Genomic DNA, 14,803 nt, shown 5'->3' with positions numbered 1-14,803 from the left:
CCGGAAAGCTGCCCGAAACCGGGTTCACGGGGGCTCTCGAATCTCTTAGGCAGCCAATAACTAACCCGTAGCATCCCCGACACTCGCCTGCCACGCTCCGTGGCAGTACCCCTACCCAGCTGCCCCCATTTCTGCAGGCCGCGAGAACGAGAGCGACGGCGTCGACCGACCGAGGCGGCTCCGCTCGGAGATCTCGGACCGGACTATCGCTCGGTGCAGTAGTCGACGAAGTTCCGGAGGATCCGCAGCCCCACCTCGCCAGACTTCTCCGGGTGGAACTGCGTGCCGAAGACGTTCCCCGCCTCGTTGGCGACGATGGAGGGGAACTCGACGCCGTAGTCGGTCGTCGTCACCGCGGCGTCCGGCGACTCCGGTTTCGCGTAGTAGGAGTGGACGAAGTACGTGTACTCGCCGTCGACGCCCTCGACGAGGGGGTGGTCCCGCCGGACGTCCAGCTGGTTCCACCCCATGTGCGGGACCTTCTGGCCCTGCGCGAACCGGACGTTCCGGCCCGGGATCAGGTCCAGGCCCTTGACGTTGCCCTGGCCGTCGATGTCGGACTCCTCGCTCGAGGTGAGGAGCATCTGCATGCCGAGGCAGACGCCGAACAGCGGGCGCCCCTCGGCGGCGGCGTCGGTCAGCGCGCCGCGGAACGGCCCGGCGTTCTCCATCCCCTCGCTGAAGGCGCCGACGCCCGGCAGGACGATGCCGTCGGCGCGGTCGAAGTCCGCTGGGTCGTCGGTGAGCGTCACGTCCGCGCCGGCCCGCTCCAGCCCGCGCGTGACGCTGCGGAGGTTCCCGAGCCCGTAGTCGACGAGGACGACCTCGGCGGTCGTCTGGCGAGTGGTGCTCATGCCTAGCCGTCGGCGGGCGGGAAGGAAGTGGGTTTCTATCGAGGGAGTCGGCCGGTCACCTGGTCAGCGACTCCGCGAACCGCCGCGGGAAGCCGAGTATCAGCTCCTTCAGGCCCATCGGCTCGGTGTCCGACCGGAGCCGCGCGCGGATGCGCTGGCTGAACAGCTCCACCGAGATGATGAGCAGGAAGATACACAGCAGCGTCGCCATCGCGTTGGAGAACTGCAGGAGGTTCACCTGCGTCTCGACGACCTGGCCGAGGCCGCCCCCGCCCAGGACGCCGAGCGACACCGCGATGCGGACGTTGATCTCGAAGATGTACAGCGTCCAGGCGATGTAGGGGGTCGTCACCTGGCTCAGCATCCCGAAGGTGACGAGCTGCGACCGGTTGGCCCCGGTCGTCTCCATCGCCTCGATGGGGCCGTCCTCGATCTCCTCGAGCTCGTCGGTGAACAGCCGCCCGAGGTTGCCGACGGTGTCGGTGGCGATGGCGAACACCGCGGAGACCGGCGTGAGCCCGGCCAGCGGGATGTAGATGAGGATCCAGACGAGCGCCGGGATGGCGCGGATGGCCGACATCGTCCCGCGGAAGAGGAAGTTCAGCGGGAACGGCAGCACCCGTTCGGAGCCGAGGACGCCGAACAGCAGCGCGAGCGGGAAGCCGATGATCGTCCCGGCGAACCCCATCGCCAGCGTGATGCCGGCGACGCCGAACACCGAGAAGATCCCGTCCTCGGCGACGATGGTCGAGACCTCGCCGACGAGCGTCGCCGGGTCGCGCCACAGCAGCGTGACGTCGCTGGCGAACAGCAGGTTCCGCTCGCCGATGAACGCGAGGTACTGCCCGAAGTCGACGAACGGGACGACCCCGAAGTACAGGGTCAGGGGGACGAAGTCCCGGAGCGACTCCAGGAAGAACGCCGCGTTGTACTCGGTATCGAGGATGCCGGCGGCGGCGAGCGCCTGGACGAACAGGAGGCCGATGGCGGCGATCAGCACCAGGTAGCCGACCGCCCGGCGGCGCCTGGTGCGCTGGATCCGATCCAATCGGCCCGCGAGCGGCTCCCGGTCCACGTCGGTGGTAGTCCCGTCCGGCGTCGGATCGTCGCTCATGGAACGGGCCCCTCCCCGCCAGTCGGGCGGTCGACCGGGCCGGCGGCGCCGCCGGAGTCACCGTCGGTCGAGTCGACGTCGGTCTGGGCGAGCATCCCCTCGGTGTCGATGTCGCCGTAGATCTCGTCGACCACCTCGATGGTCATCTCGTCCTGGTAGCCGTCGAACACCTTCTTCCCGTCCCGCAGGCCGATGAACCGCTGGCCGAACTTCCGGGCCAGGTTCACCTGGTGGAGGCTGATCATCGCGGTGAGCCCCCGCTCCTCGGCGGCGGTCCGGAGGTAGCCCATCACCTGCTGGGCGCTGCCGGGGTCGAGGCTCGCGACCGGTTCGTCGGCCAGGAGGACGCTGGGCTGCTGGACGAGCGCGCGGGCGATGCCGACGCGCTGCTGTTGGCCCCCGCTCATCTGGCGGGCCTTCTGCTGGGACTCCTCGAGGAGGCCGACGGTCTCGAGGGCGTCCAGCGCCCGCAGCTTCTCCTCGCGGTCCTGTAGCTGGAGGAGGCTCTTGAGGAACCCCCACCGGTTCAGCGTCCCGGTCAGCGCGTTCGAGTAGGCGCTCATCTGCCCGATGATGTTGTGTTGCTGGAAGATCATCGCGACGTCGTCCCGCGGTTCGGTCACCAGCTCGTCGTCGATGTACACCTCGCCCTCGGTCGGCGTCGTCAGCCCGTTGAGACAGCGCAGCAGCGTCGACTTGCCGGACCCGGAGACGCCGAGGACGACGACGAACTCGCCGTGGGGGATCTCGAAGGAGACGTCGTCGAGCGCGACGACGTCCCCGTACTCCTTCGTGAGGCTATCGACCGTGATGCGACTCATGAACGTGAAATAGTGATTTGACCGCGTTACGAGATGTCGCCGAACTCGAGGCCGAGCTCGTCCATGATGGCGGCGATCGGCTCGAAGTCCTCGTGGGAGGCCTCCTGGACGCCCGTGAACCACAGCGGTTCGCCGTCGTAGTCGTCGTCGTGGGCGAGGTCCTCCTCGGTGGCCTCGAGGATGGCCGCCTCGATGTCCTCCCGGACCGGGTCGTCCCAGTTGGATCGCGACATCAGCGGCGCGCGCGGCAGCGGGTCGGAGACGGCCAGCAGCTGGAGTTCGGCCTCGTCGGTCGCCGACCCCGCGTTCTCGTACTCCGCGGAGATCTCGACGAAGTCCTGGGACATCTCGTCGAACTGCTCCTGGGGGACGTGCGGCGCCGTCGAGAACGCGCCGGTGGTCGCGGCGGCGACCGACGGGTTCTCGATCAGCTGTTCGCGGGCGGTGGAGTGGTCGGAGTACTGCGGGTTGAAGTCGACCGCGTCGCCGTCGGGGGCGTTCCCGACGTCGAGTCCGGCGTCCTTGAGCATCACCATCGGCGCCAGCGTGCCGCTGACCGACAGCGACGACGCCATCGCGATGTTCTCGCCCTCCAGCCCCTGCAGGGAGTCGACGCCGTTCTCGTCGGGCGTCGTCGTGATGAGCGAGAAGTACCGGGCCGCGCCGTAGGCGATGCGGATGCCGATGACGTCGGCGACCTCCTCGCCGGCGACCGCGGCGGACGGGGAGGTGTCGGCGACCTCGCCGCCGTCGCGGCGGATCTCCTGGAGCGTCGCCGCGTAACTGGACGTCGGCACCGGCTCGATGGCGACGTCGACCTCCGACTCGAGGTACTCGAACATCGGCTGGTACTGCGCCTCGATGTCGACGTCGGATTCGGCCGGGTTGAGGACGAACCGGACCTCGGTCGGCCCGTCCGAGTCGCCCCGGGTCCCGTTACCGTTGCCGTTGCCGTCGCCGTTCCCGCCGAGACAGCCCGCGAGCCCGAAGATACCTGCGGCCCCGGTGGACTTGATTACTGTGCGTCGATCGACCCTCGACCCCTTCGACATAGTTGACCCTGTGAGGAATCCGGGTTAAACGTTTCTAATAGTTGCTGACACCGGTAGCGTTTCGTACGATAAGGGGACCGATTCCGTTACAGTCTTGCGGTTCAGTACTCGCCGAGCCGGGACTGCCCGCCCTCCTCGTCGACCAGCGAGACGGCTTCTCCGAGGGCGGCGTCGAGGGTCTCCTGCTGGCTGGAGTCGTACAGCGTCGCCGCCGGGTGGACGCAGACGAGCAGCGGCCACGACCCCTCCCCGATTTTGGCCTCGTGGAGCTCGCCGGCCTCCTTCGTGACCGCGACGTCCCTGCCCAGCAGGTGCTCGCTGGGGACCTTCCCGAGCGTGACGATCACCTCGGGGTCGACGGCGGCGATCTCCCGTTCGAGGTACTCTCGGCAGTTCTCCAGTTCCTGCTTGTGCGGGTCGCGGTTCTCGGGCGGCCGACACCGGACGCAGTTCGTGATGCGGACGTCCCTGCGGTCGACGCCGTGGTTCCGGAGGGCGTCGTCGAGAACGCTGCCGGAGCGGCCGACGAACGGCTCGCCCTGGGAATCCTCCTGCTCGCCCGGCCCCTCGCCGACGAACAGCAGGTCGGCGTCGTTCGGGCCCGCGCCGTTGACGATGCGGCTCCGGCTCTCGCAGAGTTCGGGACACCGCTGGCACTCGATGACCGCGAGCTCGTCCTCCATACGCGCCGTTCGGCCGCCGGATTGTTAACCACGCGGGGTCCGGGCCGGCGCTGATCGATCCCTCGTTCACTCCGAGTGGAAGCCCGGCGAGCGTCGGAACTCGTCGACCCGGCCGGCGGCCCGCTGTGCGACCCGGAGCGGCTCCGGGCGGCGCTCGTGGGTGTACGCCTCGAGGACCCGGCGGACCTCGGCGTCGTCGATGCCGACGGTCCGGACGAACAGGTCCGCGCCCTCGACCGCGACCCGTCGGCGTTCCGGGAGCGCCTCGTAGGCGTCGAGCCGCCGCTCGCGCTCGCGGCCCTCGAAGGCCGCCTCGATGGCGTCGGTCAGGCCCTCGCTGGCCTCGAACGAGACCGCGAGGACGGGCCGGTCGGTCGCCTCGTGGAGCGCCCCGAGGTCGAGGAAGTTGTACCACGCCGGCGCGACGCCGGCAACGAGGAGGTAGCGGACGTCCGGACGGTCGAGCCGGTCCCAGGCGTCGACGATGGCGTCGGTCGCGTCGCTGCCGCCGACCGTGCACGAAGAGAAGACGAAGTCGTCGACGGCGCGGTCGGAGCTGACCACCGCGCCTGCGAGCGTGCTCGTCGCGGGGCCGTCGTCGGTCCCGCGGTAGGACTCGGCGACGCCCAGCGCGCGGCGGCCGGGTTTCACGTCACCCCTCGCGGATCTCCTGGTAGGTCTCCAGCAGGTCCTCGCTGGTCGCTTCGTCGTACTCGAACTCGACGTCGCCGTCGTGCGTCGGCAACGTCGACTGCCCGCCGTCTTCGAGATCGGTGTCGATCTGCTGGTTCTCCTGTTCGGATTCGTCGTAGCTGCCGAACCCCATGGCCAGCCGTGGGTAATGGCCACACGATTGTAAATTCCACGCCGGGTTCGGCGACTCGGGTCGGGACGGGGAACCCGCCCCCGGGTCCGGAATCGACGGCCGAACTGTGCAGTACTGTTATTCCCGACTTTCCCCTCGGGTCCTCGTATGTCAGGCGGAGTGGGTCCGGAGTGATCCGCCCCGGAGCACGTCTCCCACGCGGACTGCGTCGTCGCCGGAGTGACGGCGGGCCCGTCGACGGTCGGGCCCGCGGAGTCGCCAGCGTGAATACGCCCGCGTTCGAGGGACCGATATGGACGTCCACAACGTGACCGCGGACGCCGAGGGGTTCACCTGCAACGCCTACCTCGTCGAGGGGGAGCGGACGGTGCTGGTCGACGCCGGCGCGATGGAGGGCGTCGTCGACGAGATCGAGGGGTACACCGACCACCTCGACGCGGTGCTCCTGACCCACCAGCACGGCGACCACGTCTCCGAACTCGACGCGGTCCTCGACGCCTTCGACGCGCCGCTGTACGCCTACGGCGAGCACCCCCGCCGCCACACCGAACTCGAGGACGGCGACCAGGTGTTCGTCGGCGACGAGCCCTTCGACGTCGTCTACACGCCCGGCCACGCCGACGACCACGTCGCCTTCGTCTCCCCGACCACGCTGTTCAGCGGCGACGTGGTCGTCCACGACGACAGCGCCTTCGACTACGGGAGCTTCGGCCGGACCGACATGCCCGGCCAGTCTCGCGAGCGGCTCATCGAGAGCATCGAGACGCTGCTGGAGGCGATGCCGGAGGACGTCGAGAACATGTACGCGGGCCACGGCGAGGAGTTCCACGGCGACGTCCGTGACGTCGTGGAGACGGCGCTGGAGCGCGCGGAGCAACGCGAGCCGAAGTACCCCGACGACGAGTAGGCCGGAGCGACGGTACGGCGAGGGACGCCCTAGAGCCGTCGAGCGTTGGATTAGAAGAGAGCCAGAGCCGTAGCTGGCGGACGCGAAGCCGTTCGCGGAGAAGGGTGGCCGAGTTCAGGCCGCGCGGCGTTCCTTCGCCTTCGGGCGGAGTTTCTTGTAGCCGCACTTCCGGCAGCTGTCGGCGCGCTTGGGGTTGCGAGCGTTACAGCGCATGCAGATCATCTTGTCGAGGATGCGCGCCTCGGCCTCTTCGAAGCTAGCCATACGAGAGGTCTGACGGTCGCGCCGGATAAACCTAACCGTTCGTCGGTCCCCGGCGGGCGGCTTTTTCCCGCCGGCCGACGAAGTGCGGACGATGTACGACCGCCTCGCCGACCTGCCGCTCGCCGTCGACGGCTACGCCCTGGAGGCCGCGTCGCTGGACGTCTCCAGCGACTTCACGCGCGTGTCGACCGAGATCGCCCTCTCCGGCGGCGGCGAGACTGGCCGCGGCGAGGACGTCGGCTACGAGGCGGAGGACCACCACCGGTTCGTGGACGCCTTCGCCGACGGCGGACTCGAGTTGACCGGCGAGTACACCCTGGACTCGTTCTCCGAGCGCCTGGACGACCTCGAACTGTTCCCCGAACCGCCGGAGCGGGCCGCCGACCGTCACTACCGCCGGTGGGGCTTCGAGTCGGCTGCCCTGGACCTGGCGCTGCGGCAGAACGACGCCGACCTGGGGAGCGTCCTGGACCGCGAGTACGACCCCGTGTCGTTCGTCGTGAGTACGCGGCTGGAGTCCGCCGACCGCCTCGACGAGATCCGGTCGGTTGACCCCGACGCCGAGTTCAAGCTCGACCCCACCGCGGACTGGGACGACGACCTCGTCACCGAAATCGCCGAGCGCGGGGGCGTCCGCATCGTCGACCTGAAGGGCCACTACGAGGGCACCAGCGTCGACAACGACCCGATCCCGGGGCTGTACCGCCGGGTCGTCGAGGCGTTCCCCGACGCCGTCGTCGAGGACCCGCGCATCACCGACGAGACGCGGCCGGTGATCGACGAGGTCCGCGAACGGGTCTCCTGGGACGCCCCGATCACCGGCGTGGCGAGCGTCGAGGACCTCCCGTTCGAGCCGCGGTGGCTCAACGTCAAGCCCTCTCGGTTCGGCACGCTCGAGTCGCTGCTGGAGACCCTCGAGTACTGCGAGGAGCGGGACATCCGGTGTTACGGCGGCGGGCAGTTCGAACTCGGCGTCGGCCGCGGCCACATCCAGTTGCTGGCGTCGCTGTTCTACCCGGATTCGCCGAACGACGTCGCCCCGGGCGGCTACAACGCGGCGGAGCTCCCCGACGACCTCCCCGGGAGCCCCCTGGAGCCGCCCTCCGGGCCTGAGGGCTTCCGCTGGTGAGGAGTCGGGGACGGCGACCACAACGGCCGGCGCGCTACGCCCAGGGGTTCCAGATGGAGAGGAGCGTCGCGGCGGCCGCAGCGCCGACGATGCAGCCGACGGCGACGAGCAGGACGATGCGCTCGCGGACGCGGCGCTCGCTCCCCGACTGCGGCGGGCCGCCGTACCGGTGGAACACCAGCAGCCCCAGCACCGGCCGGAACCACAGTACGAGCCCCACTCCGAAGACGACGCCGGCGAGGCTCAGTTCGTACACGCGGGTCCGGTACGGCGCCGTCTCATAAGATTTCGGTCACGATATCGGCCGCTGAGTCCGGTCAGTCGCCGAGGTACTCCTCCTGGACCGCGACGACCTCCTCGGAGTCCGAACACTCGGCGTAGCGGCGCAGGGGCTCCTCGTTCAGCTCCAGGAAGGTGTGGCCCCACCGGAACTTCCCGAGTATCTCCTCGGCCCGCTCGCGGTGTCCCAGGATGCACAGCGCGCCCGCGAACGCCTCGACGGTGTTCAGCTGGAACGCCGTCCCGTAGTTGACGGGGTTGCCGGCGACGAGGAACGGGAGCGCCCGGTGGGGGCCGTCGAGCTTGAACGCCTCCGCCTCGGCGGTCTCCCACGAGCAGTCCAGCGCCACGAGCCGGTCCGACAGCTCCCGGTCGGCCGGCGACAGCGCCTGGTCGGCGTAGGGGTCGAGGACGATGCCGTGCGGCGTCGCCCGCGCCGAGCGGTGCAGCGCCGCGAGGTCGAAGCGTTCGAGCTTCCGCGCCGAGCACTTCTCCGGGTCGTCGTCGCCCTCGTACCGGACGTGCAGCTCCACGGTCGGAGCAGGGCACCCTCAGCTAAAAGGCGCTCGGGTGGCGGACGGGGGTGGGACAGATCGCCGCCGACAACTCCCGGAGTGGACCTCGGACGGCGACAGCGTATTTCAGGCAGGCGGCCGTCGGTGAGAGCATGGAGGCCGCCGACCTCGTCCGGGAGTACTACCGCGCGATAGACGACGGCGACTACGGGGCGCTGACCGACGCGCTGGGCGGCGGGTTCGTCCACCGGCGCCCCGACCGGACCATCGAGGGCCGCGAGGAGTTCGTCTCATTCATGCGGGGCGGTCGCCCCGAGACCGACACCGAGCACGAACTCGACGCCGTCTTCGAGACCGACGACGGCGGCCGGGTCGCGGTCGAGGGCCGGCTCCTCCGCGCCGACGGCAGCGAGTGGTTCCGCTTCGTCGACGTCTTCGCCGTCGGCGGCGGCCGGATACGCTCGCTGACGACGTACACGCACTGAACGCCCGTCGTTCGTCCACCCGGAGCGCCCCGGCGTCTCACTTCGATAACGGGTGTCAGACAGGTATTACCGCAACAGGAACGCCGAGGTACTCCGACGGAGATACCTCGCGTATGGAGGCGATCCTGATCGCCTGGCTGATCGTCGCCGCGATACTGCTCGGCCCGCCGCTCCTCGGCGTCCACCGGTCGACGTGGCCCCTCGAGAGCGAACAGACGGCCGACGTACCGTCGTCCGACGCCGAACCGACCGCCGTGACACCCACGCCCGTCGGTCGGTGTCGGGTCTGCGGCGAGGACGGGCAGGCCGGCTTCACGTACTGCCAGTCCTGCCTGACGCCGCTCCCACAGGACGAGGAAGGCGCGGCCGGCGGCTCCCGGGACGGTCACCCCGCCGACTGAAGAACGCGGTATTCTGTTCGTTCCGTTCGCTCACGGCTCGCTTCGCTCGCCGTTCGCCGTTCCGAGACTCCTCGCTGCGCTCGGAGTCTCGCGCTCCCTCCGACCCTCGGCTACTGCTCCCCGAGCGCCGACTCCCCGACCGAATCCTGCCCCTCGATGACCTCCGTCCCGCCCATGTAGGGCTGGAGCGGCTCGGGAACGACGACGGTACCGTCGTCGTTCTGGTAGTACTCGAGGACGGCGACGACGACCCGCGGGACGGCCAGCCCCGAGCCGTTCAGCGTGTGGACGTACTCCGCGGACTCGTGCTGTTCCGGCCGGTACTGGATACCGGCCCGCCGGGCCTGGAAGTCCTCGAAGTTCGACACCGACGAGACCTCGAGCCAGCGGCCGCCCTCCTCGGGGCCCTCGTCCATGTCGTCGCCCGGCGCCCACACCTCGACGTCGTACTTCTTCGCCTGCGTGAAGCCCATGTCGCCGGTGCACATCTCGAGGACGCGGTAAGGGAGACCGAGCCGTTCGAGGACCTCGGTGGCCTCGCCGAGCAGTCCCTCCAGGCGGTCGTAGCTCTCCTCCGGCCGGACGAAGTTCACCATCTCGACCTTGTTGAACTGGTGGACGCGGACGATGCCGCGGGTCTCCGTGCCGTGCTCGCCGGCCTCCCGGCGGAAGTTCGGCGAGTAGGCCTGGTGCTTCAGCGGGAGGTCCTCGTCCAGCAGGATCTCGTCGCGGTACATGTTGGTGACCGGCACCTCCGCCGTGGGGAGCAGCCACAGGTCGTCGTCGTCGTAGTCCTCGTCGTTGGCGCCGCCGATGCGGTAGGCGTCGTCGACGAACTTCGGGAACTGGCCGGTGCCGCGCATCGACGCCGAGTTGACCGGCAGCGGCGGGAAGACGTCGACGTAGTCGTGCTCCTCGCGGTGGAGTTCGAGCATGTACTGCACGAGGGCGTGCTCGAGGCGGGCGCCCTCGCCCTTCGCGAAGTAGAAGCCGCCGCCGGAGACCTTCGCGCCGCGCTCGAAGTCCAGGATCTCCAGTTGCTCGCCGAGGTCGTAGTGCGGGACGACCTCGTCGGGGAGTTCGCGGCGGCCGTCGAACCCCCAGCGGTCGACCTCGACGTTGTCGGACTCGTCGTCGCCGACCGGGGCGTCCGGGTGGGGGACGTTCGGCAGTTCGAGGAGCTTCTCCTCCAGTTCCGCCTCCAGTTCGTCGGCGCGCTTCTCGACGGCCTCGAGTTCCTCCTTCAGTTCCTGGGAGCGCTCGATGGCCTCCTGGGCCGCCTCCTCCTCCCCCTCGCGCTTGAGCTCGCCGATCTCGCTGGAGACCTCGTTGCGCTCGTGTCGGAGGCCGTCGCCCTCGGCCTTGAGGTCGCGCCACTCCTCGTCGATCTCGAGGATCCGGTCGAGGTCCACGTCGACGCCCTTCGTGTCGAGGGCGCGACGGACCTCGTCGGGGTTCTCCCTGACGAACTGCCTCGATAGCATTTGCCGGCGGTTCGCCCCTCCCGGGCAAAGTCGTGTCGGTCGCGTGTGAGGCCTTCAGGCCCGTCGGGCGACCGGATAGCCGCTCTCATGGCGCTGCAGGGAAGCCGCAACCAGCCCGGGATAAACCCCGAGTAATGTTCGTCCAGTTGGCGACAGAACGAAGTGCGGTGGACCGTAGCACACCACCATGATCGAACAGTACCTCGAGCGGCTCTTCACCTGGGAGAGCCTCGAGAACACCGAGCGAGGCGTCGAGTTCGAGCTGAAGAACCGCCTCGTCGAGGCCGAGTTCCAGGGGATCACGTCCGTCCGGCTCGACGGCGAGGCGGTCCCGCCCGAGGACGTCACCGTGGAGCTGTCGGAGTCGGAGCGCTACACCGCCGACGAGATCACCCCCGAGGACCCGCTGGGGCTCGACCTCGCGGAGAGGGTACAGCTGATCTGCGACACCGAGCGGCTCCGACTGGGCGTCCACGAACTCGGCGTCGACCTCCGCGTCGAGGGCTACGGCGAGGTCGGCTTCACGACCGACGACGAGATCACCGAGGACGACCTCGTCGACGTCGACCCGGCCGACGTGACCGTCGCCGAACTCGAGGCCCTCGCAGCCGACATCCGCGAACCGGAGACCTTCGAGCGCCTCCTTGAGCGCGAACGGGCGGGGAAGAACCGCAAGACGGCCGTCGAGGCGCTCGAGGAGGGCCTCGAGGCGGCCGAACCGCTCACCGAGGACGAGATGGTGCGGACGGCGGTCTCCGAGCGCGACGCCGGCGACGGCATCGTCGGCGAACTGCTCACCGAGGTCCTGGAGTCGCCCCAGCGCGTCTCGGTGTACCTCGCCGTCCGGGGCCCCGGCGGCGCGACCCCCGAGACCGTCGCCGGCCGGACGGTGTTCACCGAGGAGACGGTCCGCTCGACGCTCGAGGACTTCGAGGCCGAGGGCATCGCCGAGGAGCGCGAGGACGGCAGCTACAGCGTCGCCTCCCCGGTCACGGTCCTGCAGAAGCGCCAGAACCAGCTCTGGACCGCCCTCAAGAACACCTTCTGAGCGCCGGGCGCGTCCGGCGGCGCGGGCCACGACCCCGTAGTTTACCTCGATTCGGCTCCTGCCACCACCATGGGAATCGGCGACGTCTCCGCGGTCGCGGGGGTACCGGACTGCTACTACGTCGACACCGGCATGTTCGACACGCCGGAGTACGGCGCCGTCTACATCCTCGACGCCGAGCGCCCGGCCATCGTCGACGCCGGCATCGGCACGAACTACGAGCTGATCCTCGAGGCCCTCCGCGAGGTCGGCATCGCCCCCGACGACCTCGAGGTGATCGCCCTGACGCACGTCCACCTCGACCACGCCGGCGGCGCGGGGTTCATCGCGGCCGAGACCGGCGCCGAGGTCCACGTCCACGAGAGCGGCTCGAAGTTCCTCGTCGACCCCGACGGCATCTGGGAGGGGACGAAGCGGGCCGTCGGCGACCAGATCGAGCACTACGAGAAGCCGAAGCCGGTCCCGGCGACCGACATCGAGCCGTTCCACGACGGCGCGACGGTCGACCTCGGCGACCGCGAACTCGACGTCTACCACGCGCCCGGCCACGCCTTCCACCAGGTCCTCTTCCACGAGCGGGCCTCGGAGGCGGTCTTCGTCGCCGACGCCGCCGGCATCTACGTCCCCGCGCTCGACGCCATCCGGGAGACGTCGCCGCCGCCGGGGTTCACCCTCGAGGAGGTCGTCGACGACGCCCGGATGATCGCCCGGCTCGACCCGGAGACGCTGTGCTACCCGCACTTCGGCGACGTGCCGGCCGACGGCCGCATCGGCGAGTACGTCGACGTGATCACCCGGTGGGTCGAGGCCGTCGCCGAGAAGCGGGCGGAACTGGACGACGACGAAGCCGTCATCGAGCACTTCGTCGAGTCGGACGACATCGACGAGGTCTGGGGCGACGAGAAGGCCGACGGCGAGGTGGCGATGAACGTCAGGGGCGTCCTGCACTACCTCGACGAACGCGAGGCCGACGAGTAGCCGCCCGCGACGCGACGGCGCCGGCGACCGCTGTGAGGGGGATTTATTCGGCCGCTGTTCGAACCACCGTCCGGTGAAGTCGCCAGCGTGTCGAGCCAACTGATCCCACTGACCGCGGCGATCCTCGCTATCGGCGTCGCCGCGCAGTTGCTCGCCGACCGCTTCGAGGTGCCGAGCATCGTCTTCCTGCTGATCGCCGGGGTCGTCCTGGGTCCGGAGGGGTTGAGCATCATCACCGAGGACTCCTTCGCCTCGCTGCCGGCCATCGTCGGCCTCTCTGTCGCCATCATCGTCTTCGAGGGCGCCTTCCACCTCCGGCAGGAGGACCTCGAGCAGGCGACGAGCGCGAGCGTCCGGCTCGTCACCATCGGCGCGCTCATCTCGCTGGTCGGGACGGCGCTGGCCGTCCGCTTCGAACTGGGCGCGACCTGGGGGATGTCCTTCCTCGTCGGGTCGTTGCTGATCGCGACCGGGCCGACCGTCATCGCGCCCATCCTGCGGGTCGTCCCGGTCCGCGACCGCGTGCAGGCGGCCCTGGAGACCGAGGGCATCGTCAACGACGTGACCGCCGCCATCCTCGCCATCGTGGTGTTCAAGGTCATCCAGCTGGACGACCCGACCGTCGGCGCGTTCTTCTCGCTGTTCATCGAGCGTGTCGGGGCCGGTATCGGGATCGGCGTCATCGTCGCCGGCGGCGTCTGGTTCGTCCTCCGGTACATCGACCTCTCGCCGGGCGACGCGCCGCGGAACGCCCGCCTCGTGACGCTGGCGGGGGCGCTCGTCGCCTACGGCGCCGCCGACACCATCGCCAGCGAGGCCGGCGTCGCCGCCGTCGCGACCGCCGGCATCATCCTCGGCAACCTCGACATCCCGTACGAGGAGCAGATCGCGGACTTCAAGGGCGACATCACGCTGGTGGTGCTCTCGTTCGTGTTCATCGCGCTCGCGGCGCTGCTGGAGTTCGAGGACCTCATCTCGCTCGGCGTCCGCGGACTGCTCGTCGTCATCACCGTCGCCTTCGTCGTCCGACCGCTGCTCGTCTACGTCTCGACGATGGAGAGCGGCTTCACGACCGCCGAGCGGCTGTTCGTCGGCTTCGTCGGCCCGCGCGGCATCATCCCCGCGTCGGTCGCCACGCTGTTCGCCGTGGAGCTCCAGGCGGCGGGCCGCGGCGAGGACGCGACGCTGCTCGTCGGCACCGTCTTCCTCGTCATCTTCTCGACTGTCGTCCTGCAGGGCGGACTCGCCCGCTACGTCGCGGAGTACCTGGACGTGATACCAATGCGCGTGATAATCATCGGCAGCGGGCGCGTCGGCCGCGAGGTCGCCGCCCGCCTCGAAGAAAGGGGAGAGAACGTCGTCATCATCGAGCGCGACGAAGCAGCGGTCGAGAAGGCCCGCCAGCAGGGGTTCACCGTCCGCATCGGCGACGGGACCACCATCGACACCCTCCGGGAGGCCGGCATCGAGAACGCCCGGACCGTCGTCGCGGCGACCGGCGACGACGACGCGAACCTGCTGGTCGGCCAGCTGGCGTCGACGAAGTTCGACGTCGAGCGGATCATCTGCCGGGTCAACCAGCCCGAGAACGTCGAGGCCTTCGAGGAGCTCGGCGTCGACACCATCTCCTCGACGCTGGCGACCGCCCAGGCCATCGACGACTCCATCGAGCGGCCGGCGATGGCCCGCTGGTCCAGCACCATCGGCGAGGAGGGCGACGTCCAGGAGGTCACGCTCGGCAACGAGGCGTTCGTCGGGCGGCCGCTCAACGAGGTGGGCCCGGAGCTCCCCGGTCGCTGTCTCATCGTCCTGCTCACCCGCGACGACGAGACGTTCGTCCCGGAGGCGACGGAGGTCCTCCAGACGGGCGACCACGTCACGCTCGTCGGCGACCAGGACGACGTCCGCGAGGCGATGGCGCTCGTCCGCGGGGATTAACCGACCCCTCATCCGTTGCAGACGA

Annotated in this window: 18 protein-coding genes; 7 read left to right on the top strand and 11 right to left on the bottom strand. The window is 69.5% G+C overall.

Features of this window, described 5'->3' with window-relative positions; all coding sequences use genetic code 11:
- Positions 1 to 203: 203 nt before the first annotated feature.
- The 7 genes from hisH to HWV07_RS07930 all read right to left on the bottom strand — a co-directional run bounded on the left by hisH (position 204) and on the right by HWV07_RS07930 (position 5,350).
- Positions 204 to 854, bottom strand: a complete 651-nt coding sequence (hisH, locus tag HWV07_RS07960) for an imidazole glycerol phosphate synthase subunit HisH (protein ID WP_178333787.1) — start codon at positions 852 to 854, stop codon at positions 204 to 206.
- Between the two features lie 55 nt (positions 855 to 909).
- Positions 910 to 1,968 carry a PhnE/PtxC family ABC transporter permease gene (locus tag HWV07_RS07955; RefSeq protein ID WP_178333786.1) on the bottom strand — a complete coding sequence of 353 codons (1,059 nt, stop codon included), beginning with the start codon at positions 1,966 to 1,968 and terminating at the stop codon, positions 910 to 912.
- Positions 1,965 to 2,789 carry a phosphonate ABC transporter ATP-binding protein gene (phnC, locus tag HWV07_RS07950; protein ID WP_178333785.1) on the bottom strand — a complete coding sequence of 275 codons (825 nt, stop codon included), beginning with the start codon at positions 2,787 to 2,789 and terminating at the stop codon, positions 1,965 to 1,967. Before phnC ends, HWV07_RS07955 begins: the two co-directional genes overlap by 4 nt.
- Positions 2,790 to 2,815: 26 nt before the next feature.
- Complete coding sequence (locus HWV07_RS07945) at positions 2,816 to 3,841, bottom strand: PhnD/SsuA/transferrin family substrate-binding protein (RefSeq protein WP_178333784.1); 1,026 nt, start codon at positions 3,839 to 3,841, stop codon at positions 2,816 to 2,818.
- A 101-nt stretch (positions 3,842 to 3,942) separates the two neighbouring features.
- Complete coding sequence (locus HWV07_RS07940) at positions 3,943 to 4,524, bottom strand: uracil-DNA glycosylase (protein WP_178333783.1); 582 nt, start codon at positions 4,522 to 4,524, stop codon at positions 3,943 to 3,945.
- A gap of 66 nt (positions 4,525 to 4,590) precedes the next feature.
- Positions 4,591 to 5,175 (bottom strand): endonuclease dU, encoded by a 585-nt coding sequence (locus tag HWV07_RS07935; protein ID WP_178333782.1) that lies wholly within the window; start codon positions 5,173 to 5,175, stop codon positions 4,591 to 4,593.
- 1 nt (position 5,176) lies between these two features.
- Entirely contained in the window at positions 5,177 to 5,350 is a 174-nt protein-coding gene (locus HWV07_RS07930; protein WP_178333781.1) for a DUF5786 family protein, read from the bottom strand.
- A gap of 292 nt (positions 5,351 to 5,642) precedes the next feature.
- Here HWV07_RS07930 and HWV07_RS07925 point away from each other — a divergent pair, with 292 nt between their 5' ends.
- On the top strand, positions 5,643 to 6,257 hold the full coding sequence (locus HWV07_RS07925) for an MBL fold metallo-hydrolase (protein WP_178333780.1): 615 nt from the start codon (positions 5,643 to 5,645) through the stop codon (positions 6,255 to 6,257).
- Between the two features lie 114 nt (positions 6,258 to 6,371).
- On the opposite strand, the gene HWV07_RS07920 is transcribed toward HWV07_RS07925, so the two are convergent.
- Entirely contained in the window at positions 6,372 to 6,521 is a 150-nt protein-coding gene (locus HWV07_RS07920; RefSeq protein WP_178333779.1) for a 50S ribosomal protein L40e, read from the bottom strand.
- 91 nt (positions 6,522 to 6,612) lie between these two features.
- Between HWV07_RS07920 and HWV07_RS07915 the strand changes: the two genes are divergently transcribed.
- Positions 6,613 to 7,650 carry a hypothetical protein gene (locus tag HWV07_RS07915; RefSeq protein WP_178333778.1) on the top strand — a complete coding sequence of 346 codons (1,038 nt, stop codon included), beginning with the start codon at positions 6,613 to 6,615 and terminating at the stop codon, positions 7,648 to 7,650.
- 34 nt (positions 7,651 to 7,684) lie between these two features.
- Here HWV07_RS07915 and HWV07_RS07910 read toward each other — a convergent pair whose 3' ends face one another.
- Entirely contained in the window at positions 7,685 to 7,906 is a 222-nt protein-coding gene (locus HWV07_RS07910; protein WP_178333777.1) for a hypothetical protein, read from the bottom strand.
- A gap of 61 nt (positions 7,907 to 7,967) precedes the next feature.
- A complete protein-coding gene (locus HWV07_RS07905) occupies positions 7,968 to 8,462 on the bottom strand; it encodes a DUF367 family protein (RefSeq protein ID WP_178333776.1) in 495 nt (164 codons plus the stop codon).
- Between the two features lie 134 nt (positions 8,463 to 8,596).
- On the opposite strand from HWV07_RS07905, the gene HWV07_RS07900 reads away from it, so the two are divergent.
- Positions 8,597 to 8,929 (top strand): nuclear transport factor 2 family protein, encoded by a 333-nt coding sequence (locus HWV07_RS07900; RefSeq protein ID WP_178333775.1) that lies wholly within the window; start codon positions 8,597 to 8,599, stop codon positions 8,927 to 8,929.
- A 113-nt stretch (positions 8,930 to 9,042) separates the two neighbouring features.
- On the top strand, positions 9,043 to 9,330 hold the full coding sequence (locus HWV07_RS07895) for a hypothetical protein (RefSeq protein ID WP_178333774.1): 288 nt from the start codon (positions 9,043 to 9,045) through the stop codon (positions 9,328 to 9,330).
- A gap of 110 nt (positions 9,331 to 9,440) precedes the next feature.
- Here HWV07_RS07895 and serS read toward each other — a convergent pair whose 3' ends face one another.
- Complete coding sequence (gene serS / locus HWV07_RS07890) at positions 9,441 to 10,814, bottom strand: serine--tRNA ligase (RefSeq protein WP_178333773.1); 1,374 nt, start codon at positions 10,812 to 10,814, stop codon at positions 9,441 to 9,443.
- A gap of 187 nt (positions 10,815 to 11,001) precedes the next feature.
- Here serS and HWV07_RS07885 point away from each other — a divergent pair, with 187 nt between their 5' ends.
- The 3 genes from HWV07_RS07885 to HWV07_RS07875 all read left to right on the top strand — a co-directional run bounded on the left by HWV07_RS07885 (position 11,002) and on the right by HWV07_RS07875 (position 14,778).
- Entirely contained in the window at positions 11,002 to 11,862 is an 861-nt protein-coding gene (locus HWV07_RS07885; protein WP_178333772.1) for a hypothetical protein, read from the top strand.
- Between the two features lie 69 nt (positions 11,863 to 11,931).
- A complete protein-coding gene (locus HWV07_RS07880) occupies positions 11,932 to 12,840 on the top strand; it encodes an MBL fold metallo-hydrolase (RefSeq protein ID WP_178333771.1) in 909 nt (302 codons plus the stop codon).
- 87 nt (positions 12,841 to 12,927) lie between these two features.
- The gene (locus tag HWV07_RS07875; protein ID WP_211694247.1) at positions 12,928 to 14,778 is read left to right on the top strand and encodes a cation:proton antiporter domain-containing protein; all 1,851 of its coding nucleotides are present in this window, start codon (positions 12,928 to 12,930) and stop codon (positions 14,776 to 14,778) included.
- The last annotated feature ends 25 nt before the right edge of the window (positions 14,779 to 14,803 follow it).

Origin of the sequence: Natronomonas salina, from assembly GCF_013391105.1 — an archaeon.
In the GTDB taxonomy this organism is placed as follows: Archaea; Halobacteriota; Halobacteria; order Halobacteriales; family Haloarculaceae; genus Natronomonas; species Natronomonas salina.
The sequence above is the reverse complement of the archived record's forward strand: the minus strand, read 5'-3'. Positions and strand labels throughout refer to the sequence as shown.

Bases quoted from the DNA above. Each gene is read 5' to 3' on its own strand.
- HWV07_RS07915 (WP_178333778.1), top strand. From the start codon at position 6,613: ATGTACGACCGCCTCGCCGACCTGCCGCTCGCCGTCGACGGCTACGCC.
- serS (WP_178333773.1), bottom strand. From the start codon at position 10,814: ATGCTATCGAGGCAGTTCGTCAGGGAGAACCCCGACGAGGTCCGTCGC.
- HWV07_RS07940 (WP_178333783.1), bottom strand. From the start codon at position 4,524: ATGGAGGACGAGCTCGCGGTCATCGAGTGCCAGCGGTGTCCCGAACTC.
- phnC (WP_178333785.1), bottom strand. From the start codon at position 2,789: ATGAGTCGCATCACGGTCGATAGCCTCACGAAGGAGTACGGGGACGTC.
- HWV07_RS07955 (WP_178333786.1), bottom strand. From the start codon at position 1,968: ATGAGCGACGATCCGACGCCGGACGGGACTACCACCGACGTGGACCGG.
- HWV07_RS07885 (WP_178333772.1), top strand. From the start codon at position 11,002: ATGATCGAACAGTACCTCGAGCGGCTCTTCACCTGGGAGAGCCTCGAG.
- HWV07_RS07880 (WP_178333771.1), top strand. From the start codon at position 11,932: ATGGGAATCGGCGACGTCTCCGCGGTCGCGGGGGTACCGGACTGCTAC.
- HWV07_RS07920 (WP_178333779.1), bottom strand. From the start codon at position 6,521: ATGGCTAGCTTCGAAGAGGCCGAGGCGCGCATCCTCGACAAGATGATC.
- HWV07_RS07930 (WP_178333781.1), bottom strand. From the start codon at position 5,350: ATGGGGTTCGGCAGCTACGACGAATCCGAACAGGAGAACCAGCAGATC.
- hisH (WP_178333787.1), bottom strand. From the start codon at position 854: ATGAGCACCACTCGCCAGACGACCGCCGAGGTCGTCCTCGTCGACTAC.
- HWV07_RS07895 (WP_178333774.1), top strand. From the start codon at position 9,043: ATGGAGGCGATCCTGATCGCCTGGCTGATCGTCGCCGCGATACTGCTC.
- HWV07_RS07900 (WP_178333775.1), top strand. From the start codon at position 8,597: ATGGAGGCCGCCGACCTCGTCCGGGAGTACTACCGCGCGATAGACGAC.
- HWV07_RS07945 (WP_178333784.1), bottom strand. From the start codon at position 3,841: ATGTCGAAGGGGTCGAGGGTCGATCGACGCACAGTAATCAAGTCCACC.
- HWV07_RS07925 (WP_178333780.1), top strand. From the start codon at position 5,643: ATGGACGTCCACAACGTGACCGCGGACGCCGAGGGGTTCACCTGCAAC.